Here is a 22,142-nt window from a genome sequence, read left to right as displayed (position 1 = left end):
CAGGGAAAAAGCGGATCAGAGACGCTCGCGCAGCAGCTTGCCGAGGCGCGCGACGCCTTCCTCGATCTTCTCCGGCGGCACCGTCACGAACGACAGGCGCAGCGTGTTCTGCTGCGGGTCGTTCGCGAAGAACGGCGCGCCCGGCACGAAGGCGACGTGGTTGGCGACCGCGGCCTCAAGCAGCTTCATGCTGTCGATCTGCGCGGGCAGGTTCACCCAGATGAACATGCCGCCGTCCGGGCGGTTCCACGTGACGCCTTCCGGCATGTGGCGCGCGAGCGACGCGAGCATCGCCTCGCATTGCGCGCCGTACAGCTGGCGGATCGTCGGGATGTGCTCGTCGAGGAAGCCGTCCTTGATCACTTCGTGCGCGATGCGCTGCGTGAGCGTCGGCGTGTGCAGGTCGGTGGCCTGCTTGGCCTGCACGAGCTTGAAGTGGAGTTCCTCGGGGGCAATGATGTAGCCGATCCGCAGGCCCGGCGCGAGCACCTTCGAGAACGTGCCGAGGTGCACGACGTGATCCGGCGCCATCGACAGCATCGTCGGCAGCGGTTCGCCCTGGTAGTTCAGCGCGCCGTACGGGTCGTCTTCCAGCACCGGGAACGGGCTCGACTGCGCGAACGCGGCGAGCGCGCGGCGGCGCTCGACGGGCAGGCGGCGGCCGGTCGGGTTCTGGAAGTTCGGCTGCGCGTACAGCAGGCGCGCGCCGCGCGTCAGGTCGGGCGTGAGGCCTTCGGGCAGCAGGCCCTGCTCGTCGGTCGGCACCTGCACGTAGCGCGGCTCGTACAGCGAGAACGACTGCAGCGCGCCGAGGTAGGTCGGGGTTTCGACGAGGATCGGGCTGTCCGGATCGATCAGCGCCTTGCCGAGCAGGTCGAGCGCCTGCTGCGAGCCGGTCGTGATCAGCACCTGCGACACGCGCACGCTGTAGCGCTCGGCGATCCATTCGCGCAGCGGCAGGTAGCCTTCGGTCGCGCTGTACTGGAGTGCGGCGGCAGGCGCATCGCGCAGCACGCGGTCGGCCGCGGCGCGCATGCGTTCGGCCGGGAACGTCGCGGGAGCGGGCAGGCCGCCTGCGAACGAGATGACCTCGGGGCGTTCCGTGACCTTCAGGATCTCGCGGATCGCAGAGCTCGTCAGCTTGCGGGCGCGTTCGGAAAGCTGCCAGTGCGGCGGATGCAGGTCGCTCGGATTCATAGTCTCCTCGTTCGGATATCGTGGTCAGTCAAGAAAGGTCGGTCAGGCAGATTGCGTCGACGCAGCCGGGTGGGCGTGCGGGAGCGCGATCGGGCCGTCGCGGCCGGGTGGGCAAAACCGTTCAGGCAAAACGAACATTATGGCGCACCTCATCAACCGGCGCGAGCGGGACGCGGGGCCGTGGCCACCGCCGAGCGCCGGCCGAGCATCACGGTCGCGATCACGGCGGCCGCGAACAGCCAGGTCGACGGCGTCACCGTTTCACCGAACAGCAGCGCGGAAAAGGCGATCGTGAAGAAGATCTGCAGCAGTTGCACCTGGCCGACGCGCGCGATGCCGCCCATGGCGAGCCCCGCGTACCACGCGAAAAAGCCGATGAATTGCGAAAAGAGGGTCACGTAGCCGAACGCGAGCCACGTGCGCAGCGCGAGCGGGGCAGGGTGCGCGACGTGCTGCGTCCAAGCGAGCCAGCCGACCGGCAGCACGAGGAACGGCGCGGACACGACGAGCGCCCAGCAGATCACCTGCCAGCCGCCGATCTGGCGCGCGAGGCGCGCGCCTTCCGCATAGCCGAGCGCGCCGATGCCGACCGCGACGAGCATCAGCGCGTCGCCGGCCTGCACCGTCCCGCCGCCGTCGCGCAGCGCGAACGCGATCACCAGCGCGCTGCCGGCCAGCGCACTGGCCCAGAACGCCTTCGACGGCCGCTCGTGCGACAGCCACGCCGCGTACAGCGCGACGAACAGCGGCTGCAGGCCGTTGACGACCGCGCCGTGCGACGCCGGCACCGTTTTCATCGCCCACGCGGAGAACACCGGATACGCGATGATCACGCCGGCCGACACGACCGCGAGGCTTTTCAGCTGCGCGCGGGTCGGCAGCCGTTCGCGGCGCCACCACAGCAGCAGGCCGGCCGGCACCGACGCGGCGAGCGCGCGGCCGAGCCCGTTCAACAGCGGGTTGAGTTCGGAGACGACGATACGCGTCATCGGCAGCGTGAGGCTGAAGATCATCACGCCGATGAGGCCGAGCAGCATGCCCCGGGTTTCGCGCGAATTCATGGACTGGGTGTCTCCGTATTGCAGGGTTCGGGTAATCGAAAAGGCGGCAGGGCGGTCAGCGCAGCGTGCGTGCGCCCTGCGGCGTGTCGAATTCGGCGACGAGCGCCGGCGGGCCGTCGCCGGTGTCGAGGTCGAGCAGATGGCCGGCGCCGAGCCAGTCGATCTGCTCGCGGACGGCGTCCGCACGCGGGTGGACGCCCTTGAGCGCCTTCAGCGCGATGCCGTTGCCCGGCAGCGATTCGGCCGGATGGCGCGGGCTGTCCCACTGGATCAGCGACGGCACGAGGCCGTCGCCGGCGCCTTGCCACGCGGGGAACGCGCCGTCGTCGGGCACCGTGAGGCCCCAGCTCAGGTCGCCGCGCCGCATCGCGACGACCGGCGCGATGCGCGTCGGGTACTGGCTTTGCCACAGCGCGAGCCGGCGCGGGCGGTCGACGCGCGCGACCCAGTGCGCGAGGAACGGGCCCTGCGCGAGCCGTGCGTGCATCGCCGGATCGTCGAGGCCGAACAGCCGCGCACGCGGCGGCGTGGCGTCGTCGCCCGTCACGGGCGCGTCGGGATCGATCGCGATCACTTCGAGGTACAGCCCGCCCCACGCGCCGAACAGCGCGTTGTGGGTGCGCATCAGCGGATGGCGGCCGCCGCCGGCCGGTTCGATACCGAGCGCGCCGGCGACATGGCGCACGCCTTCGTCGAGCGTACGCGCGGCGATCACGAGATGGTCGAGGGTCAGGGAGCGGGCTGGCATGAACGTCGGTCGGGAAGCGAAAGTGTCATGGTAGGCGGGCGATGCGCCGGGCGGTTGCGGAACCGCCGGTGCCCGGGCTGCAACGTCGGCCGGGCGGCGCGGCAGCGCGTGCGGCAAGGCCGCGACGGCGGCCGCACGATCGCCATTCCGGTCAACTGTAATCGTCGGCACCGGCACAGTAACGGTACAATCGGCGCGATAGCCTTCGGTACAGTTGGAGCCGCCACCCATGTCCACCGTCCCACTCGCCCAGATTCCCGCGCCTCACGATACGGCCACGCTCACGCTCGTCGACCAGCTCGTCCAGTGGGCGCGGCGCCGCATCGACGAACGCGTGTTCCGGCCCGGCATGCGGATGCCGTCGATCCGCAAGCTCGCGCTCGACAAGAGCGTGTCGCGCTTCACCGTGGTGGAAGCGTATGAACGGCTCGTCGCGCAGGGCTACCTCGACTCGCGGCGCGGCTCGGGTTTTTACGTGCGCGAGCGCACGGCCACCGGCCCGCAGCCGGCCGACAACGTGGTGCGCGTGGCCGAGGCCGCGCCGGTGCACAACACGATCGACGTGGTCTGGCTGCTGCGCAACATGCTGCATACCGCCAGCCCGGAAAAAGGGCCGGGTCTCGGCTACCTGCCGGGCCGCTGGCTCGACGGCGAGCTGATCACCGGTGCGCTGCGCGCGCTCGGGCGCCAGTCCGGCGCGCAGATGCTCGGTTTCGGCACCGCGCAGGGTTTCCTGCCGCTGCGCCAGCAGCTGCAGACGCGGCTCGCGGAAGTTGAGATCGGCGCGAAGCCCGAGCAGCTCGTGATGGTGTCGGGCATCACGCAGGCGATCGACCTGATCTCGCGGATCTACGTGCGGCCCGGCGATGCGGTGATCGTCGGCGATCCCGCGTGGTTCCAGATGTTCGGCCGCTTCGCGTCGCAGGGCGCGCAACTGGTCGGGATGCCCTATACGCCCGACGGCCCCGATCTCGACGCGCTGGAAACGCTCGTGCAGATGTGGCGGCCGAAGATGCTCGTGATCAATTCGGTGCTGCAGAACCCGACCGGCACGTCGCTGTCGGCCGCGCAGGCGTTCCGGATCCTGAAGCTCGCGGAGGCGTACGATTTCCTCGTCGTCGAGGACGACGTGTACGGCGACCTGTGCCCGCCGAGCTATTCGGCCACGCGGCTCGCGAGCCTCGACCAGTTGAAGCGCGTGATCTACCTGGGCAGCTATTCGAAGACGCTCGCGGCGAACTTGCGGGTCGGCTATGTGGCCTGCGCGCCGGAGATCGCGAAGGCGGTCACCGACCAGAAGATGCTGGTCGGGATGACGACGCCGGAGCTCAACGAGCGCGTGTTGTACAAGATCCTGACCGAAGGGCACTACCGGCGCCACGTCGAGCGGTTGCGCGCGCGGCTCGACGGCGTGCGCGACAAGACCGCGCGGATGCTCGAGCGTACCGGGCTGCGGCTCTTCACGATGCCGGCAGCCGGGATGTTCCTGTGGGCCGACACGGGCGTCGATTCGGATGCGCTCGCGGCCGCCGCGCACGAGGCAGGCTTCCTGCTGACGCCGGGGAGCCTGTTCTCGCCGCAGCAGTCGTCGTCGACATGGACGCGCTTCAATGTCGCGAACTGCGGCGATCCGGCGCTGCCGGGGTTTCTCGCGCGCTATATCGAATCGGCGGCGCGGCGCGCGTCGTGACGGAGGGCACGCCGCCCCTTGAATTCCGGTCGCCCGTCCCCAGATACCCGCGCAAACCGCCTGCGCCAGGCGGTCGTCCTTGACGGGACCGCCGGCATCGCGCGCCGGCCGCCCGCGCTACACCATTCAAGTTCAAGTAAGAGGAAACAGCATCCATGGCACACGAAACGATGAGCTTTCAGGCAGAGGTCAAGCAACTCCTCCACCTGATGATTCATTCGCTCTACAGCAACAAGGAAATCTTCCTGCGCGAACTGGTGTCGAACGCGTCCGACGCGGCCGACAAGCTGCGTTTCGAAGGGCTCGCGGACAACGCGCTGTACGAGAACGATCCGAACCTGCGCATCCGCATCGGCTTCGACAAGGCGGCACGCACGATCACGATCGAGGACAACGGCATCGGCATGAGCCGCGACGAGGCGATCGCGAACCTCGGCACGATCGCGCGTTCGGGCACCAAGGAATTCTTCACGAAGCTGTCCGGCGACCAGCAGAAGGACGCGGCGCTGATCGGCCAGTTCGGCGTCGGCTTCTACTCGGGCTTCATCGTCGCGGACAGGATCACCGTCGAGACGCGCCGCGCCGGCCTGCCGGCGAACGAAGCCGTGCGCTGGGAAAGCGCGGGCGAGGGCGATTTCACGATCGACGCGATCGAGCGCGCGCAGCGCGGCACGAAGATCACGCTGCACCTGCGCGAAGGCGAGGACGAACTGCTGTCGTCGCACCGCCTGAAGTCGATCATCCAGAAGTATTCCGATCACATCGCGCTGCCGATCCTGATGCAGAAGGAAGAGTGGGATCAGGAAAAGGGCGAGATGGTCCTGAAGGACGAGGACGAGACGGTCAACCAGGCGAGCGCGCTGTGGACGCGTTCGAAGAGCGACGTCACCGACGAGCAGTACACGCAGTTCTACCAGCACATCGCGCACGACCACCAGGATCCGCTCACGTGGACCCACAACCGCGTCGAGGGCCGCAGCGAATACACGCAGCTGCTGTTCGTGCCGGCGCACGCGCCGTTCGACCTGTGGAACCGCGACTATCGCGGCGGCCTGAAGCTGTACGTGAAGCGCGTGTTCATCATGGACGACGCCGAGCAACTGCTGCCGCAATACCTGCGCTTCGTGAAGGGCGTCGTCGATTCGGCCGACCTGCCGCTGAACGTATCGCGTGAAATCCTGCAGGAAAGCCGCGACGTGAAGGCGATCCGCGAAGGCGTGACCAAGCGCGCGCTGTCGATGCTCGAAGAGCTCGCGAACGCGGAAGAGGATGCCGGCAAGGAGAAGTACAAGACGTTCTGGAGCGCGTTCGGCCAGGTGCTGAAGGAAGGCCTCGGCGAGGATCACGCGAACCGCGAGCGCATCGCGAAGCTGCTGCGCTTCGCATCGACGCACGGCGACACCGACGCGCAGGACGTGTCGCTCGCCGACTACGTGTCGCGCATGAAGCCCGAGCAGAGCAAGATCTACTACGTGACCGCCGATACGTGGCAGGCCGCGAAGAACAGCCCGCACCTGGAAGTGTTCCGCAAGAAGGGTGTCGAGGTGCTGCTGCTGACCGATCGCGTCGACGAATGGATGCTGTCGTTCCTGAATGAATTCGACGGCAAGCCGCTCGCGAGCGTGGCGCGCGGCGATCTCGACCTCGGCGAGCTGAACGACGAGGAAAAGAAGGCGCAGGAGCAGGCGGGCGAGGCGATCAAGCCGGTCGTCGACAAGATGAAGGAAGCGCTCGGCGACAAGGTGAAGGAAGTGCGCGTCACGTTCCGCCTGACCGATTCGCCGTCGTGCCTCGTCGCCGACGACAACGACATGAGCGGCTATCTGCAGCGGATGCTGAAGGCGGCTGGCCAGAACGCGCCGGCGATGCAGCCGATTCTCGAGATCAATCCGGAGCACGCGCTCGTGAAGCAGCTGAACGCCGATAGCGCCAACTTCGGCGACTGGTGCCATCTGCTGTTCGACCAGGCATTGCTGGCCGAAGGCGGGATGCTCGACGATCCAGCGAGCTTCGTGAAGCGGACCAACGCGCTGCTGCTGTCGCGCAGCGCGTGAACGTGCGGATGCGATTCGACGGCGCACGGGCGGGCTGGCGCGACACGCCCCGGCCCGGCTGCACGCTCGACCAGCGCGACTGGCTGACGCGCGGCGGTTCGCTGACCGCGCATCTCGCGCGGCTCGGCAGCGTGAGCGTGCGCGTGACGCGCGAGGCCGTCGATTGCCCGTGGTTCGACGAGCCGGCCGCGCTCGACAGTGCGCCGCGCGCGCCGATGTGGGTGCGCGAGGTGATCCTGTCGGTCGACGGCACGCCGTACGTCGCCGCGCACAGCATTGCGCCGCTCGCGGCCAGCAAGGGTGTCTGGCAGGCGATGCGGCGCTTGCGCACGCGGCCGCTCGCGGAGCTGCTGTACAGCGATTCGCAGGTCGAGCGCTCCGCGCTCGTCAGCCGGCGCGTGATCGCCGGTCATCCGCTATATGCGCTCGCGAGCCATGCGCTCGGCGCGGGCGTGCGCGCGCCGCATGCATTCGCTGCGCGGCGCTCGGTGTTCCAGCGGCACGGCAAGCCGCTGATGGTCACCGAGTGCATGCTGCCCGCATTGTGGCGTCATCTCGATGCGCACGGCGACGGGCCGCGATCCGTCGGGCCGCGCGGAGCTGCGTGATGCTGCAAGGCTTTCCGCCGGTCGTCGGGCCGCATACGCATACGATGATTCTCGGCAGCTTTCCGGGCGAGGCGTCGCTCGATGCGGCGCAGTACTATGCGCATCCGCGCAATCAGTTCTGGCGGCTTTTAGGGGCGGTGCTCGGCGTGCCGTCGCTCCATGAACTGCCGTACGAAGAGCGGCTTGCGGGTGTGCTTGCGCACGGCATCGGCATCTGGGACGTCCTCGATGCATGCCATCGACAAGGCAGTCTCGATTCCGCGATCCGGAACGCGAAGCCGAACGACTTTGCTTCGTTGCGCGAGCACGCGCCGTTGTTGAAGAAAGTCTGCTTCAACGGCAAGACGGCAGGGCGGTTTGCCGATGTAATCGGCGCGGCGGGTTATGAAACGCTCGTGTTGCCTTCGTCGAGTCCAGCGAATGCGACGTTGTCGTTCGAACAGAAGCTGGCGCTCTGGCGCGCACTTCGTACCTGAGGCGCGCTGGATTCCGGGTATTCGGTGAAGCGGTATCAGGTGGGCGGCGGCAGGTGCCTCGCGCCCATGGCCGCGGCAATGCGACCTTGTGCAGCGACGAGTTGGTCGTCGGTGGTCGCCACCAGCCACAGACGTGCGTGCTCCTCGATCCGACGGTTGTGGTCCTTCAACGGGCCCATCGCGGCAGCGGCCTTCCAGACCACCGGGCCGATTCGGCTGCTCCTGCCCGACGGTGCGCCTACCAGCAGGCAGTAAGGTCCCAGCGGAAGCGATACGAACGGAAGTGCCGGACTGGCGCTCACGCGCCAGTCGATGAAGGGTGTACCGCTGATCAGCAGCGGCGTGGGCAAGCCGTAGAGCACACTGAAATCGTACAGCGCCAGCTGCTCTCGCATGCCGACGTAAATTCGCCGGATGTCGTCGACAACCGCCGCGCGGATCTCGTCGTCGAACATGGGTTCCTGCGCGTAGCGGGCAAATGCCTGTCGCGCCTCCCATTGATACGCGCTGAACAGGCCGATCTCCACGCAGTCCTGCACTGCGCGCTGAACCTCCGCGACAGAACCGGCTTCCGCTGGCGTGCCCAGTTGCGCCGCCCGCAAAAAGCGGGCAAGTCCTTCCTCGTGGATCGCAGGACCCTCCGCGGATGCGTCGTCGTCAGTGTTCTTGCCCAGCGGCACGTAGATATATTTCTCGGCAGCGAAATGCGATTTCTTGCCTGCATCGAACTTGATTTCACCATCGACGCAGTCGAGATAGCGCGTCCCGATTCGGCCGTGCTCCCAAACCCAATTTTTCAGGAACGGACGGAGTGGATGCAGTCTGTCGTGATCGGCCATCGCAACCTCCAAGTTTCCCTGTACGAGCCATTCCAGCAACTCGCCGCACCCTCCGCGCCGTCGCAGGGGCCCGCACTACAACGCGAGCGTGCCCAGCTCCTCATAAGCACGATTCAGCCAGACCTTGACGCGCTGCCGCTCCAGCAAGCCGAGCCCCGTGGCGGCGCGGTCGGGATGATTGACCGCCGCCCAGAAGCTCGCGCTTTGACGATCGATCTTCTGCATCGTCGTATCGGGCAGGCGGCGCAGCGTAATCACGCTGGCGCCGAGGGCCTCGGCCCGCTCGCGTTCGCCCGACGCCTCCAGAATCTCGAAGCGATCGCCGCGGACTTCATTCAGCACCAGCACCAGCTTGATTCGTCCGCCGAATTCGTCGAGCCATTGCCGCAGCAGATCGACCGAATCGCGTCCGGTGTCCATCACGTGCCACCACGTCAACGTGAGGCCGTGTTCTTCGGCAAAATCTAACACGTCCGAATCGTCGAGCCATCTTGCGAGCGACTGCCGCGTCTGGGCCGCGAGATCGACCAGTATGCGCCGCTGCGGATCTTCGAGCGCCGATTCCATGACCGGATCGAGGCTGTCATGCTGGTCGAGCACGGCAGGCGCGGCAAAATCGGCATAGAACCGCAATAGCGCGCCGTGCGATCGGTCGGTGTCGAAGCCCACGAAGGGCACGCTCCGATCGATGAAATACTGGGCCAGCACGCGAGCGGCGAGCGATTTGCCGACGCCGCCTTTTTCCCCGCCAATGAAGTGGATGTGACTCATGATTACGAAATCCCGTGTGATGGAGCAGGTATGGCTGGAGCGGATGTTGGCAGGCTTCGATGACGTTACGGCGTAACAGGTCACGTCGAAAGAAAATGCAGGTGCGACAGCAGCATGCTGTCTGATCGATGCCGATGTCAAACTGAACAAAATGGCAGCGCCAGCATGCGCCTTCGCTGAAGCGTGAACCTAGAAACGCTCGACGCGTACCTCGACCGAGTCCTTGGGCACGGTCAGCCGCGTGCGGTCGAGCAGGGCATCCGCGGGCGCGGTGGCGTCCGGGTTCAACGGCCTCACTTTGTTGAACACGACGGAAAAATGCTCCGGCGTGACGGTGGCCGACGCATAGCCCTGTGCGTCGTGGTCGGCGTGGCGCAGATCGGGATTGTTCGTCATCAGGAAGGTGTCGAGTTTGGCCGGGGTGGGGGCCAGTGATGCAAACGGCGTGCCGCTCCATGCGGCTTTCAGATAGGAATAGAAGGACGTGCTGCTGATGCCTGCGCAGACGAAATCGACGGCCACGGGCGAACCTTTTGCAGGATCGGGGTCGTCCCGTACGACGCCGCACTGAAACGCATGCAGGTCCCCGCTGATCGCGACGACGTTGCGGATCCCCTGCTCGTTCAGGTATGAGAGCAGTTCGTGTTTGTGCGCCGGATAGCCGTCCCATGCCTCGCAATCGATCACGAGGCGTGCTGCCGGTGTCTGCGGCGCGCCTGGCATCACCGCCCACAGTCGGTTCAACATCACCTCGTTGCCCCACACCTTCCAGGTCGCAGGCGAACCCTTCATCGTGGCCTTCCACCATTGCGTCTGCTCCGGGCCGAGCATCGACGGCGCGCGACCAAGCTGCGCGGTATCCTGCGCCTCCAGGCGCTGCAGCACACCCTGGTTGACGAAGTAGCGCGAGCCGGCTGCGTCGTCGCCGTTGACCGGGTCGTGCCCGCGTGCACGCGCGACAGACGCCTCGCTGACGACATGGTCGTCGCGATACAGCCGCTCGTCCGTCATCACGAGATGCATCAACGTGCCGAAGCGAAATTCGCGATAGATCCGAATGTTGGTGTACGACGGATTGTCCGGTTCGAAGCGCACGTCGCTCCAGTCCACCGGCATGTACTCCGCCCACGCGCGACTGGCGTTGCGGCGGCGCTGCGTCTCCTGCCTTTCCTCGTTCGTGTAGACCTGATGATCCTGCCAGCAGTCGTCGGAAAATTCGTGGTCGTCCCATATCGCGATCATCGGCAGGCGCTGGTGCAGCGTCTGCAAGCGCGCGTCGGTACGATAGGTGCGATAGAGCGTCCGGTAGTCTTCGAGCGTATCGGCATACACGCGGCCATCGGCGAGAGGCTTTCCGTCAGGCAGGCGCAGCGGCGGGTGCGCCGCCTCGACCGCGCCGGGTCTCGAGGCCCCAACCGTCTCATAGATGTAATCGCCCACATGCACGACGAAATCGAGATCGCTTTCGGCTGCCAGCAGGCTCATGGCTTGCCAGTGATTGATGCTCCAGTCCTGGCAGGTGAGCCATGCGAAGCGAACGCGGTGGTTGGCCTCGTCGGCATCCGGAGCCGTGCGCGCGACGCCGGTGGCACTCACGTCGCCGCCGGCGACGAACCGGTAGTGGTACGTGATATTCGGCGAGAGCTTCGTGACCTTCGCGCGCACGGTGAAGTCATAGGTGGCGCGTGCCCCCAACGGTACGGTGGCGACGAGCGCCGAGAAATCCGGCCGCGTCGATACTTCGAGCCGTAACGGAACCGTGTGCACGACGCCTTTTGCGCGGTGCCGCGCATCCTCGAAGACGGGCACGCAGCGCGTCCAGAACACGACGGAGCGATCGCGCGGATCACCGCTGGCGACGCCTTGCGGGAACCGATGCCGGCCTTTGCGCGCGGTGCTGGCAGACGGGGCCGACCGCGGAACGCCAAGCGTACCGGTGGCTACCGCAACCGTGAAAAAGGTCGACGACTTGAGGAAATGGCGGCGATCCATCGACCCTCCCGATCGACATACCAAGGATGCCAGGAGAGGAGCGTCGCGATGCAGCAGTACGCGATCGCGTCGCTCGCCCTGCAATCCGGACCATCGGCACGACGTTGCCGTCAGGCGGCGAATACGACTTCGATGTGCCCTTCGACTTCGGACTGGCGGTCAGGCCCGACGACAATCTGCACGTCGCGTCCGAGCTTCGCCAGACATTCGAGCATCTTCGTTTCGCTCACGCCGCGAAACTGCCCGCGCAGCATGTTCGACAGCTTGGGCTGCGTCATGCCGAGCAACCGGGCCGCCTGCTGCTGCGTCCATTTGCGTGCCTTGATGATCTCCGCGATCTTGGCGGCGAGTTGGGCTTTCACGCGCATTTCGTCGGCATCGCGCATGCCCAGATCGGCGTAGACGTTCCCGCTGCCCGGTTCGATTTTGATCATCGTCTTGCTCCTTGTGCGTGTGCTTCGGCTGCTTTCAGGCGTGCGCGGACGAGATCGCCGTCCGGCTTCGGCGTCGCGATGCCGCACGATGATTTCTTCTGGAAGCAGTGCAGCACGTAAACGCTGCTCCCGAGCTTCACCGTGTAGACGGCGCGGTATGTGCCGTTGTCTTCGGATTCCACGATCTCGAGCACGCCGGCCGATCCGAATCCTCGCAACGGTTTCGCCTGATCGTGCTTGCGTCCGGTCTGCGCCAGATACAACGCATAACCGAACGTGTCCTGCACCGCTTCGGGCATCGCTTTGAGGTCCTTGCGCGCCGAACCGAGCCAGTACAGCGGTTTGATGTACGGATCCATCGATGAATTTATCCCTATTTGGGTATATTTTCAAGGTGCGCGCAGGAACCCGGTGCGACCGTTCGCATGCGGTGTCAGGGCGGGGCAGGCTGGAGGTGAACGCCGACGGGCGATGCCGGCTCGGCACCGCGGTGCGTGTTGACGAAGGCGAGCGCGCGTGATCTTCCGGCCGACGGCCGTTCCTTCACATCGTTGCGTCGCGGGGAGACCGGGGCAATTCAGCCGTTCGACAGAGGGCGATCGCTTTGTGTCGATGACGGCGGGAAGCGGGTTGTTCGTTGCCGAAGAGCGGCGATCGCACGTGCATGCGTATCGCGCCGGATGATCAATCGTCCTTGCCCCATCGCCACCGGGGCTTTTCGCCCTTGAGCCAGCAAACGGCAGTCAGCAGCGCGATCAGCACGACGATGCAGGCGCTGTACGCAACCGGCGAACGATGCGGCGGCACCAGCCACGCGCTCGCGATGATCCCGATCGCGAACAGCAGCAGCACGACCCAACCTTGCCACGCGACAGGCAAACCCCATCCCCAGCCGTAGCGCTTCGCCGGAAACCAGATTTTCTTGCCGTTCGAGGTCATGCGTCCTCCTTCGATCAACGAATGCAGCGTAGCGCCAACGGCGCTTCGACGTCATGCATGACCGAGCGTTCGGTGCGGTTCCCGCCGCCACCAATGCTATCCTCTCGTCCGCTCATCCAGCCTCACCCAGCGAGATTCAATCATGACCCGACTGATCAAGCGCGCGTCCGCCGAGGCGCGCGCGTTCAAGCAACGCAAGACGTCCGCGTACAACGGCTCCGAAAAACTCCAGCCGCCGCGCGTGAAGCGCCGCCCGGACATCGACGAACACGACGACGTGCCCGTCCTCGAAGCACCGCGCAAGCCGCGCTTCGCACCCGTCACGTTCTCGGAAGAGCGCGGCGTGCGCTTCCTGCACTTCGGTACCGAATGGGTGCAGGGCGCGATGCGGATTTCGAAGCCGCTCGCCATCGAGCTCGAATACGCGCAGCAGATGATGGCGTGGCTGCTGTTCCTCGAAACGCCCGAGCGGATCGTCCAGCTCGGGCTCGGCACCGGCGCGCTGACGAAGTTCTCGCACCGCTTCCTGCCGCACGCGAAGGTCGAGGCCGTCGAACTGAACCCGGCCGTGATCGTCGCCGCACGCACGATGTTCGCGCTGCCGCCCGACGACGCACGCCTCGTCGTGCACGAAGCCGATGCGTGGGACTTCGTCAACGATCCGGCCAACCGCGGCACGACGGGCGCACTGCAGATCGACCTGTACGACGCGACCGCACGCGGCCCGGTGCTCGACAGCGTCGCGTTCTACCGCGCGGTGCGCGGCTGCCTCGCCGACGCGGGCATCGCGACGATCAACCTGTTCGGCGACCATCCGAGCTTCGTGCGCAACATGAAGCACCTGAACGCGGCGTTCGATCATCGCGTGATCGCGCTGCCGGAAGTGCACGACGGCAACCGGATCGCGATCGCGTTCTCGGGCCCCGCGCTCGACGTGTCGTTCGCGCAGCTGGAAGCCCGCGCGAAACTGATCGAGGACACGCTGAAGCTGCCCGCGCGCAAGTGGGTGAAAGCTTTGAAAGAAACGATCGGCGCACGCGAATCCTCGTTCGCGATCTGACGTTCATGCGCCGGCCGCATGCCGGTGCAACCGCATGACTGGGGGCGGATCACCTCGGGTTCGCCCCCGCTTGACCGCGCGTTCGCGGCTCCTATACTGGCGCGAAGCCAGGGGAGCCGCAGCTTACCCGTTTTGCCGCTCCTCTCGCCGCCGTACCCGTTTGACAAGATCGATAACCGGGAAAGATGAGGAGACGTCATGGCTCACGATGCCGACGCCAATCGGGCCGCCAAGCGCTGGCTCTGGCTGCTGGTACTGCCGCTGATCGCGATGGTGTGGGTACCGTCGTACAACAAGATCGAACCGCAATGGTTCGGATTTCCGTTTTTCTACTGGTACCAGCTGCTTTGGGTCTTCATTAGCGCGGTGATCACCGCGTTCGTCTATTTCAAGACCAAGAACGCGTGGAAGGCGAGCGGCCCGCAAGGAGGTGCGCAATGAATCTCGGCGCGACCTTCGTCTTCGTGCTCCTGTTCATCGGTGTCACGATCATCGGTTTCCTGGCCGCGAACTGGCGGCGCGGCGATCTCGCCCATCTCGACGAATGGGGCCTCGGCGGCCGCCGCTTCGGCACGATCGTCACGTGGTTCCTGCTCGGCGGCGACCTCTACACGGCCTATACGTTCGTCGCGGTGCCCGCGCTCGTGTTCGGCGCCGGCGCGATGGGCTTCTTCGCGCTGCCGTACACGATCCTGATCTACCCGTTCGCGTTCGTCGTGTTCCCGAAGCTGTGGAGCATCGCGAAGCGTCACGGCTACGTGACGGCCGCCGACTTCGTGAACGCACGCTACGGCAGCCGGATGCTCGCGCTCGCGATCGCGGTGACGGGCATCCTCGCGACGATGCCGTACATCGCGCTGCAGCTCGTCGGCATCGAAGTCGTGATCGGCGCGCTCGGTTTCGACACGACGGGCTTCGTCGGCGACCTGCCGCTCATCATCGCGTTCGCGATCCTTGCCGCGTACACATATACGTCGGGGCTGCGCGCGCCCGCGATGATCGCGATCGTGAAGGATATCCTGATCTACATCACGATCGCCGCGGCGGTCATCGTGATCCCGGCGAAGCTCGGCGGCTTCGGCCACATCTTCGCGAGCGTGCCGCCCGCGAAGCTGCTGCTGAAGGCGCCGGACGCGGCGAGCCTGAACGGCTACAGCGCGTACGTGACGCTCGCGATCGGCTCGGCGCTCGCGCTGTTCCTGTATCCGCACTCGGTCACGGCGATCCTGTCGTCGTCGTCCGGCAACTCGATCCGCCGCAACATGGCGATGCTGCCCGCGTACTCGTTCGTGCTCGGCCTGCTCGCGCTGCTCGGCTACATGGCGCTTGCGGCGGGCGTGAAGGACATGCCGCAGTACGCGCCGTACTTCAAGGCGTTCGGCCCGAACTTCGCGGTGCCCGCGCTGTTCCTCGAGTATTTCCCGTCGTGGTTCGTCGGTGTCGCGTTCGCGGCGATCGGCATCGGCGCGCTGGTGCCGGCGGCGATTATGTCGATCGCGGCCGCGAACCTCTATACGCGCAACATCCACCGCGAGTTCATCAACCGCAACATGACGCACGACCAGGAGACGCACGTCGCGAAGCTCACTTCGCTGATCGTGAAGGTCGGCGCGGTCGCGTTCATCCTCGGGCTGCCGCTCACCTATGCGATCCAGCTGCAGCTGCTCGGCGGGATCTGGATCATCCAGACGCTGCCCGCGATCGTGCTCGGCCTGTACACGCGGCTGCTCGACCATCGCGGCCTGCTGGCCGGCTGGGCGGCCGGCATCGTGTGCGGCACGTGGATGGCGGTGTCGCTGAAGCTCGCAAGCTCGATCTTCACGATCCACCTGTTCGGCCTCGCGATTCCCGGCTACGCGGCCGTGTGGTCGCTGGTCGTGAACCTGGTGGTGGCGGTGGTGGTGAGCGTGCTGGTGCGCGCGATGGGCATGGCGCATGCGGAGGATCGCACGCGGCCGGAGGATTATCTCGACGTCGTCGAGGGTTGATGCGGGCGGCGCGGCCGCGTGTCGCGGGCCGCGCATCGCGCAGCGGCAACGACGCCCGTCACTGCGAAGTGGCGGGCGTTTTCGCTGGCGTCAGCCCTGCGCGCGTTTCGCGAGATCCTCGCGTTGCGACAGGTCTTCGACGTTGACCATCCAGTGCACGCCGAAACGGTCCTTCGCCATCCCGAAGCCGAGCGCCCAGAACGTCTTGCCGAACGGCATCGTCACTTCGCCGCCGTCGGCGAGCGCATTGAACAGCTTCTGGCCTTCCTCGACCGTCGCCGGGTTCAGCGACAGCGAATAGCCGGCGTGCGCGGCGCCTGCCGGCTGGCTGCAGTCGCCGTCCGAGCACATGATCATCGAGTCGCCGATCGTGAAGCTCGCGTGCATCACCTTGTCGGCCATCTCGGGCGTGATCGCGTGTTCGGGATTCGGCGGCGCATCCTTGAAGTGCATCTTGAACATCGTCTTCGCGCCGAGCGCCTTTTCGTAGAACTGAAGGGCCTCTTCCGCGCGGCCGTAGAACGTCAGATACGGTTGGACTTGCATCGTTGTCTCCTGTTGACCGGGCCTGCGTGTCGGTGCCGGCCCGGGTACTTCCAAGATTGACCGGGAAGAGCACGCCGGGATGCGGCCGGCGCACTCGTGACGTGGATTGTAGTGCGCGCGCCTGACGATGGAATGAAAAATAAAAACGGCCGCGAACACGCGGTTCGCGGCCGTTCATCACGCTGCTGACGGCTGTTGTCAGGGTTGCTGACAGTTCAACTGACGGCCGTCACGTCACGTGCGGCGTGGTTCAGCGCAGCCCGTCGATCAGCTTTTCGAGCTTCACCGCATCGGCGGCGAACACGCGGATGCCTTCGGACAGCTTTTCGGTCGCCATCGCTTCGTCGTTCAGCTGGAAGCGGAACGATGCCTCGTCGATCGCGACGCGCTCGGTCGGCTTGTCCTGCAGCGCATCCGGCGACAGCTTGCGCGCCACCGTGTCGGTGCTGTCGTGCAGCTTCTGCAGCAAATCGGGGCTGATCGTCAGCAGGTCGCAGCCCGCGAGCTCGGTGATCTGGCTCGTCGTGCGGAAGCTCGCGCCCATCACTTCGGTGTTGTAGCCGAACGTCTTGTAGTAGGTGTAGATGCTGCGCACCGACTGCACGCCCGGATCGTTCGCACCGCCGTTCTTCGCTTCATCCCAGTCGGCGCCGGCCTGCTTCTTGTACCAGTCGTAGATGCGGCCGACGAACGGCGAGATCAGTTGCGCGCCGGCTTCCGCGCACGCGGCGGCCTGCACGAGCGAGAAAAGCAGGGTCATGTTGCACTTGATCCCTTCCTTCTGCAGCACCTCGGCCGCGCGAATGCCTTCCCACGTCGACGCGAGCTTGATCAGGATGCGCTCGCGGCCGACGCCGGCGGCTTCGTACAGTGCGATGAGTTCGCGACCCTTGTCGATCGAGCGCTGCGTGTCGAACGACAGGCGCGCATCGACCTCGGTCGACACGCGGCCCGGAATCAGCTTCAGGATCTCGGTGCCGAATGCGATCAGCAGGCGGTCGATGATGAAATCGGTGCTTTCGTTGCGATGATCGCGGACGGTTTTCTCGAGGATCGGCTTGTATGCGTCCTTCTGGACGGCCTTCAGGATCAGCGACGGGTTCGTGGTCGCATCCTGCGGCTTGTATTGCGCAAGCTGCTGGAAATCGCCCGTGTCGGCGACGACGGTCGTGTACTGCTTCAGCTGGTCGAGTGCGGTAGTCATGGCGATTCGGAAGAAGGGCGCGGAGCGCCGGGTTCTCACGGGCCGCGCGAGCGCGGCGGCGAAGCGAGGCGGCGCCGGGCGCCGCCTTCGATCCATCATTTTAGGCCCGATTCGTGTCGGGCACGTTTTGGCGTGTCCGGCGCCTGCCGTGGCGGGCGTCGCGCCGCATCACGCGGGGCGACGCGCGTTCAGGATCACCTGCGTGACGATCCCCGCGACGAGCCCCCAGAACGCCGAGCCGATCGACAACAGCGTCAGACCCGACGCGGTGACCATGAACGTGACGAGCGCGGCTTCGCGCTGCTTCACGTCCTGCATCGCGTTCGCGAGCCCGCTCATGATCGAGCCGAACAGCGCGAGCGCGGCGACCGACACGACGAGCGCCTTCGGCAGTGCCGCGAACAGCGCGGCGATCGTCGCGCCGAAGATCCCGGCGATCAGGTAGAACGTGCCGCACCACACGGCGGCCGTGTAGCGCTTCGCGTGATCCTCGTGCGCTTCGGGGCCCGTGCAGATCGCCGCGGTGATCGCCGCGAGGTTCACGCCGTGCGAGCCGAACGGCGCGAGCAGCAGCGACGCGAGGCCGGTGGACGCGATCAGCGGCGACGACGGGGTCGAATAGCCGTCCGCGCGCAGCACCGCGATGCCCGGCACGTTCTGCGACGCCATCGCGACGACGAACAGCGGAATGCCGATGCTGACGATCGACGCGATCGAGAACGCGGGCATCGTGAACACGGGCTGCGCGAGCGCGATGTGGAAGCGGCTGAAGTCGAGCAGGCCGAGGCCGCCGGCCACCACGGTGCCGACGATCAGCGTCGTGACGATCGCGTAGCGCGGCGCGAGCCGCTTGACGATCAGGTAGGTGAAGAACATCGCGAGCACGAGCGCGGTCTGGAACTGTGCGGCGCGGAAGATCTCGATGCCGATCTCGAACAGGATGCCCGCGAGCAACGCGGCGGCGATGCCGGCCGGAATGCGCCGCATCAGCGTGTCGAACAGCCCGCTCAGGCCGACCGCGGTCAGCAGCAGCGCGCACACGACGAACGCGCCGATCGCCTCGGGATACGGCACGCCGGGCAGCGACGCGATCAGCAGCGCAGCGCCGGGCGTCGACCAGGCGACCACGACGGGCGCGCGAAAGCGCAGCGACAGGCCGATCGTCGTCAGCGCCATGCCGATCGACAGCGCCCAGATCCACGACGAGATCTGCGCGTCGGTCAGGTGCGCGGCGCGGCCGGCCTGGAACATCAGCACGAGCGAGCTCGTGTAGCCCGTCATCATCGCGACGAAGCCGGCGACGAGCGCCGAGACGGACGTATCGGTGAAAAAGCGGCGGCCGCCGGCGCGGCCAGCGCTCGCGGTGGGCGAAGGGTTCATGCTATCTCCGGGGGAGGCCGCCTGGACGCGGCCTTCGTGTCTGCAGGGTGGGTTCGTTACTTGCTGAGTGCGCGCATCGCGGTTTCGAGGCCCGCGAGCGTGAGCGGGTACATGCGCTGACCGAGCACGTCGCGAATGATCGAGACCGATTGCCGGTATTCCCATAGCCGCTCGGGCTCCGGGTTCAGCCATGCATGGTGGGGGAACTGGTCGGCGAGGCGGCGCAGCCAGACGGCGCCGGCTTCCGGATTGTTGTATTCGACCGAGCCGCCGGGCTGCAGCACCTCGTACGGGCTCATCGTCGCATCGCCGACGAAGATCAGCTTGTAGTCGGGCGTGAACTTGTGCAGCACGTCCCACGTCGCGGTGCGCTCCGCGTGACGGCGGCGGTTGTTCTTCCACAGGTGGTCGTACACGCAGTTGTGGAAGTAGTAGAACTCCAGGTGCTTGAACTCGGCCTTCGCGGCCGAGAACAGCTCCTCGGTGCGCTTGATGTGGTCGTCCATCGAGCCGCCGACGTCGAGCAGCATCAGCACCTTCACGTTGTTGTGGCGCTCGGGCACCATCCGCAGGTCGAGCCAGCCGGCGTTCGCGGCCGTGCTGCGGATCGTGCCGGGCAGGTCGAGCTCCTCGGCCGCGCCTTCGCGCGCGAAGCGGCGCAGGCGCCGCAGCGCGACCTTGATGTTGCGCGTGCCGATCTCGACCGAGTCGTCGTAGTCGCGGTACGCGCGCGCCTCCCACACCTTGACCGCGGTGCGGTTGCCGTTCGACGGGCCGCCGATGCGCATGCCTTCGGGGTTGTAGCCGCCGTGCCCGAACGGCGACGTGCCGCCGGTGCCGATCCACTTGTTGCCGCCTTCGTGGCGTTCCTTCTGCTCGTCGAGCAGTTCCTTCAGGCGCTCCATCAGCTTGTCGAGGCCGCCCATTGCTTCGATCTGCGCCTTTTCCTCCGGCGACAGCTCGCGCTCGAGGCGTTTCTCGAGCCAGTCGAGCGGAACGTCGAACGCCTCGGAAGGCAGTGCGGACACGCCGTGGAAATACGCGCCGAACGCCTGGTCGAACTTGTCGAAGTACTGCTCGTCCTTGACGAGCGTCATCCGCGCGAGGAAGTAGAACGCGTCGATCGACGGCGAGATCAGCCCGGCCTTCAGCGTTTCGAGCAGCGTCAGGTATTCCTTCACCGAGACGGGCAGCTTGGCTGCGCGCAGCGCGTAGAAGAAATTGAGCAGCATGGCCGGGCCTTCGCGGGTGGTTACCGGTTGTGCCGGTTCATGTAGACGAGCCGCTCGAGCAGGCTCAGATCCTGCTCGTTCTTCAGCAGCGCGCCCGCGAGCGGCGGCACGATCTGCTTCGCGTCGACGCCGCGCAGCGCGTCGGCCGGGATGTTCTCGGCGAGCAGCAGCTTCAGCCAGTCGAGCAGCTCGGACGTCGACGGCTTCTTCTTGAGCCCCGACACGGCGCGCAGCTCGAAGAAGCTCTCGAGCGCCGCGCGCAGCAGTTCCTCGCGGATGTCCGGGAAGTGGACCGCGACGATCTGCTGCATCGTCGACGGATCGGGAAACTGGATGTAGTGGAAGAAGCAGCGGCGCAGGAACGCGTCGGGCAGCTCCTTCTCGTTGTTCGACGTGATGATCACGAGCGGGCGGTGCTTCGCGCGCACGGTCTCGCGCGTCTCGTACACGTGGAATTCCATCCGGTCGAGCTCGCGCAGCAGGTCGTTCGGGAATTCGATGTCGGCCTTGTCGATCTCGTCGATCAGCAGCACGCTCGGGCGCTCGGCGTCGAACGCCTGCCACAGCACGCCCTTCACGATGTAGTTCGCGATGTCCTTCACGCGCGCGTCGCCGAGCTGCGAGTCGCGCAGGCGCGACACCGCGTCGTATTCGTACAGGCCCTGCTGCGCCTTCGTCGTCGACTTGATGTGCCACTGCAACAGCGGCATGTCGAGCGCGGCCGCCACTTCCTCGGCGAGCATGGTCTTGCCGGTGCCGGGCTCGCCCTTGATCAGCAGCGGGCGCTGCAGCGTCAGCGCGGCATTGACCGCGAGCTTCAGGTCGTCGGTGGCGACGTAGTGCGAGGATCCTTCGAAACGCATGGCGGCGCTCTTTCCTGGTCGCAAAAAAAACCAGTATAAGTCAGAAGGGCTGTCCGGTTGGGCCGGGGCCGCGTATCGTTGCGGGGCTGCGGCGGGGCGGGGCGGGGCGCCGTATGGACGCATTCCCCGCCGACGCGGTACAATCTGGCCGTTTTTTTTGGCCTGCGTGGCGACCGACAAGCAAAACGGCGCGGGCCGTTGCCGCTTCGGCGCCAGTTTCCCCTCAAGCTAGGTTACAAGAGCTATGAACAAATTCGTCGGCAAACACGTCGTTGTCGCAGCGCTCGTGGCGCTCGCGGGCAGCGCGCAGGCGGCCGGTGTGGTCGGCAACCCGAAGGACGGGGCGGGCAAGGCCGCCATGTGCATCGGTTGCCACGGCATCCAGGATTACCGCGCGGCGTATCCGGAGGTCTACCGGGTGCCCGTCCTCGGCGGCCAGAACCAGCAATACCTCGAGAACGCGCTGAAGGCCTACCGCAAGAAGGATCGTCACTTCCCGTCGATGAACGCGATCGCCGGTTCGCTGACGGATCAGGACATCGCGGATCTGGCGGCTTACTACGCCGTCCAGAAGGCCGACACGAAGGACAATCCCTACAAGTAAAGCGCGCGCCGCCGATCTGACCGGCGGGACAGGAGCATTCATGAACAACGCATTCAAGACGGCGGCGGTTGCACTGGCGGCCGGCCTCGCGATCGGTACCGCGCATGCGGCGGACACCACGAAGGGCAAGGAGCTGGTCGAGTCGCACAACTGCGCGGCCTGCCACGGCGCGCAGCTGAACAAGCCGATCAACGCCGAGTATCCGCGCCTCGCGGGCCAGCACGCCGACTACCTCGTGTGGGCGATGCGCCAGTACCAGATGGGGCTGACGAACCCGCTGCTCGGTCGCAACAACGCGATCATGCAGGCGCAGGTGCAGAACCTGTCGGTCAGCGACATGAAGGACATCGCGGCCTACATCGAGTCGCTGAAAGAGACGGATCTCGTCTTCAAGAAGTAAGCGCGCCGGACCTTGCCGGTCCGTGCAGCCGGAATACCCCGCCGCGGCGGGGTATT

The 22,142-nt window shown here is 66.2% G+C and carries 23 protein-coding genes; 9 read left to right on the top strand and 14 right to left on the bottom strand.

All coding sequences use genetic code 11. The annotated features are described in order from the left end of the window. Positions 1-15: 15 nt before the first annotated feature. The 3 genes from U4Y91_RS29130 to U4Y91_RS29120 form a co-directional block, all read right to left on the bottom strand. The gene (locus U4Y91_RS29130; protein ID WP_321807967.1) at positions 16-1,197 is read right to left on the bottom strand and encodes a PLP-dependent aminotransferase family protein; all 1,182 of its coding nucleotides are present in this window, start codon (positions 1,195-1,197) and stop codon (positions 16-18) included. A 152-nt stretch (positions 1,198-1,349) separates the two neighbouring features. Further along, positions 1,350-2,258 carry a DMT family transporter gene (locus tag U4Y91_RS29125; RefSeq protein WP_006752871.1) on the bottom strand — a complete coding sequence of 303 codons (909 nt, stop codon included), beginning with the start codon at positions 2,256-2,258 and terminating at the stop codon, positions 1,350-1,352. Positions 2,259-2,313: 55 nt separating this feature from the next. After that, complete coding sequence (locus U4Y91_RS29120) at positions 2,314-3,006, bottom strand: VOC family protein (protein WP_321807966.1); 693 nt, start codon at positions 3,004-3,006, stop codon at positions 2,314-2,316. A 229-nt stretch (positions 3,007-3,235) separates the two neighbouring features. On the opposite strand from U4Y91_RS29120, the gene U4Y91_RS29115 reads away from it, so the two are divergent. From U4Y91_RS29115 to U4Y91_RS29100, 4 genes are all read left to right on the top strand, one after another. Next, positions 3,236-4,696, top strand: a complete 1,461-nt coding sequence (locus tag U4Y91_RS29115) for a PLP-dependent aminotransferase family protein (RefSeq protein WP_321807965.1) — start codon at positions 3,236-3,238, stop codon at positions 4,694-4,696. A gap of 155 nt (positions 4,697-4,851) precedes the next feature. Further along, positions 4,852-6,750: a molecular chaperone HtpG gene (htpG, locus tag U4Y91_RS29110; RefSeq protein ID WP_321807964.1), complete on the top strand. Its 1,899-nt coding sequence runs from the start codon at positions 4,852-4,854 to the stop codon at positions 6,748-6,750. Positions 6,751-6,758: 8 nt separating this feature from the next. After that, a complete protein-coding gene (locus U4Y91_RS29105) occupies positions 6,759-7,358 on the top strand; it encodes a chorismate--pyruvate lyase family protein (RefSeq protein ID WP_321807963.1) in 600 nt (199 codons plus the stop codon). Next, positions 7,358-7,834, top strand: coding sequence for a DNA-deoxyinosine glycosylase (locus U4Y91_RS29100; protein WP_321807962.1), 477 nt, complete (start codon positions 7,358-7,360; stop codon positions 7,832-7,834). Before U4Y91_RS29105 ends, U4Y91_RS29100 begins: the two co-directional genes overlap by 1 nt. Before the next feature lie 35 nt (positions 7,835-7,869). Here the strand turns inward: U4Y91_RS29100 and U4Y91_RS29095 are convergent, their stop codons facing one another. From U4Y91_RS29095 to U4Y91_RS29070, 6 genes are all read right to left on the bottom strand, one after another. Next, positions 7,870-8,673 (bottom strand): hypothetical protein, encoded by an 804-nt coding sequence (locus U4Y91_RS29095; protein ID WP_321807961.1) that lies wholly within the window; start codon positions 8,671-8,673, stop codon positions 7,870-7,872. 75 nt (positions 8,674-8,748) lie between these two features. Further along, entirely contained in the window at positions 8,749-9,444 is a 696-nt protein-coding gene (locus U4Y91_RS29090; RefSeq protein ID WP_321807960.1) for a mobilization protein, read from the bottom strand. Positions 9,445-9,633: 189 nt separating this feature from the next. Then, entirely contained in the window at positions 9,634-11,436 is a 1,803-nt protein-coding gene (locus tag U4Y91_RS29085; RefSeq protein ID WP_321807959.1) for an alkaline phosphatase D family protein, read from the bottom strand. A gap of 110 nt (positions 11,437-11,546) precedes the next feature. Beyond that, a complete protein-coding gene (locus U4Y91_RS29080) occupies positions 11,547-11,870 on the bottom strand; it encodes a helix-turn-helix transcriptional regulator (protein WP_321807958.1) in 324 nt (107 codons plus the stop codon). Next, the gene (locus U4Y91_RS29075; RefSeq protein WP_321807957.1) at positions 11,867-12,229 is read right to left on the bottom strand and encodes a type II toxin-antitoxin system RelE/ParE family toxin; all 363 of its coding nucleotides are present in this window, start codon (positions 12,227-12,229) and stop codon (positions 11,867-11,869) included. The genes U4Y91_RS29080 and U4Y91_RS29075 overlap by 4 nt, the downstream gene beginning before the upstream one ends. A 325-nt stretch (positions 12,230-12,554) precedes the next feature. After that, complete coding sequence (locus tag U4Y91_RS29070) at positions 12,555-12,809, bottom strand: hypothetical protein (RefSeq protein ID WP_321807956.1); 255 nt, start codon at positions 12,807-12,809, stop codon at positions 12,555-12,557. A gap of 142 nt (positions 12,810-12,951) precedes the next feature. Here U4Y91_RS29070 and U4Y91_RS29065 point away from each other — a divergent pair, with 142 nt between their 5' ends. The 3 genes from U4Y91_RS29065 to mctP all read left to right on the top strand — a co-directional run bounded on the left by U4Y91_RS29065 (position 12,952) and on the right by mctP (position 15,857). Next, positions 12,952-13,869 carry a spermidine synthase gene (locus U4Y91_RS29065; protein ID WP_321807955.1) on the top strand — a complete coding sequence of 306 codons (918 nt, stop codon included), beginning with the start codon at positions 12,952-12,954 and terminating at the stop codon, positions 13,867-13,869. Positions 13,870-14,067: 198 nt separating this feature from the next. Beyond that, entirely contained in the window at positions 14,068-14,310 is a 243-nt protein-coding gene (locus U4Y91_RS29060) for a DUF3311 domain-containing protein (RefSeq protein WP_321807954.1), read from the top strand. Beyond that, a complete protein-coding gene (gene mctP / locus U4Y91_RS29055) occupies positions 14,307-15,857 on the top strand; it encodes a monocarboxylate uptake permease MctP (protein ID WP_321807953.1) in 1,551 nt (516 codons plus the stop codon). Before U4Y91_RS29060 ends, mctP begins: the two co-directional genes overlap by 4 nt. 90 nt (positions 15,858-15,947) lie before the next feature. Here the strand turns inward: mctP and U4Y91_RS29050 are convergent, their stop codons facing one another. From U4Y91_RS29050 to U4Y91_RS29030, 5 genes are all read right to left on the bottom strand, one after another. Beyond that, entirely contained in the window at positions 15,948-16,403 is a 456-nt protein-coding gene (locus U4Y91_RS29050) for a VOC family protein (RefSeq protein WP_321807952.1), read from the bottom strand. 250 nt (positions 16,404-16,653) lie between these two features. After that, complete coding sequence (gene tal / locus U4Y91_RS29045; RefSeq protein WP_321807951.1) at positions 16,654-17,607, bottom strand: transaldolase; 954 nt, start codon at positions 17,605-17,607, stop codon at positions 16,654-16,656. Positions 17,608-17,775: 168 nt separating this feature from the next. After that, positions 17,776-18,987, bottom strand: a complete 1,212-nt coding sequence (locus U4Y91_RS29040; protein ID WP_321807950.1) for a benzoate/H(+) symporter BenE family transporter — start codon at positions 18,985-18,987, stop codon at positions 17,776-17,778. A gap of 56 nt (positions 18,988-19,043) precedes the next feature. Then, complete coding sequence (locus tag U4Y91_RS29035) at positions 19,044-20,219, bottom strand: VWA domain-containing protein (RefSeq protein ID WP_321807949.1); 1,176 nt, start codon at positions 20,217-20,219, stop codon at positions 19,044-19,046. 20 nt (positions 20,220-20,239) lie between these two features. Continuing rightward, positions 20,240-21,082: an AAA family ATPase gene (locus tag U4Y91_RS29030; RefSeq protein WP_044846443.1), complete on the bottom strand. Its 843-nt coding sequence runs from the start codon at positions 21,080-21,082 to the stop codon at positions 20,240-20,242. A 244-nt stretch (positions 21,083-21,326) separates the two neighbouring features. On the opposite strand from U4Y91_RS29030, the gene U4Y91_RS29025 reads away from it, so the two are divergent. Further along, positions 21,327-21,686 (top strand): c-type cytochrome, encoded by a 360-nt coding sequence (locus tag U4Y91_RS29025; protein WP_321807948.1) that lies wholly within the window; start codon positions 21,327-21,329, stop codon positions 21,684-21,686. Positions 21,687-21,726: 40 nt separating this feature from the next. Next, positions 21,727-22,086: a c-type cytochrome gene (locus U4Y91_RS29020; RefSeq protein ID WP_011885615.1), complete on the top strand. Its 360-nt coding sequence runs from the start codon at positions 21,727-21,729 to the stop codon at positions 22,084-22,086. Positions 22,087-22,142 lie beyond the last annotated feature (56 nt).

The organism is Burkholderia sp. BCC1993, from assembly GCF_905339865.1.
In the GTDB taxonomy this organism is placed as follows: domain Bacteria; phylum Pseudomonadota; class Gammaproteobacteria; order Burkholderiales; family Burkholderiaceae; genus Burkholderia.
This window is presented reverse-complemented; position numbering and strand designations above follow the sequence as displayed.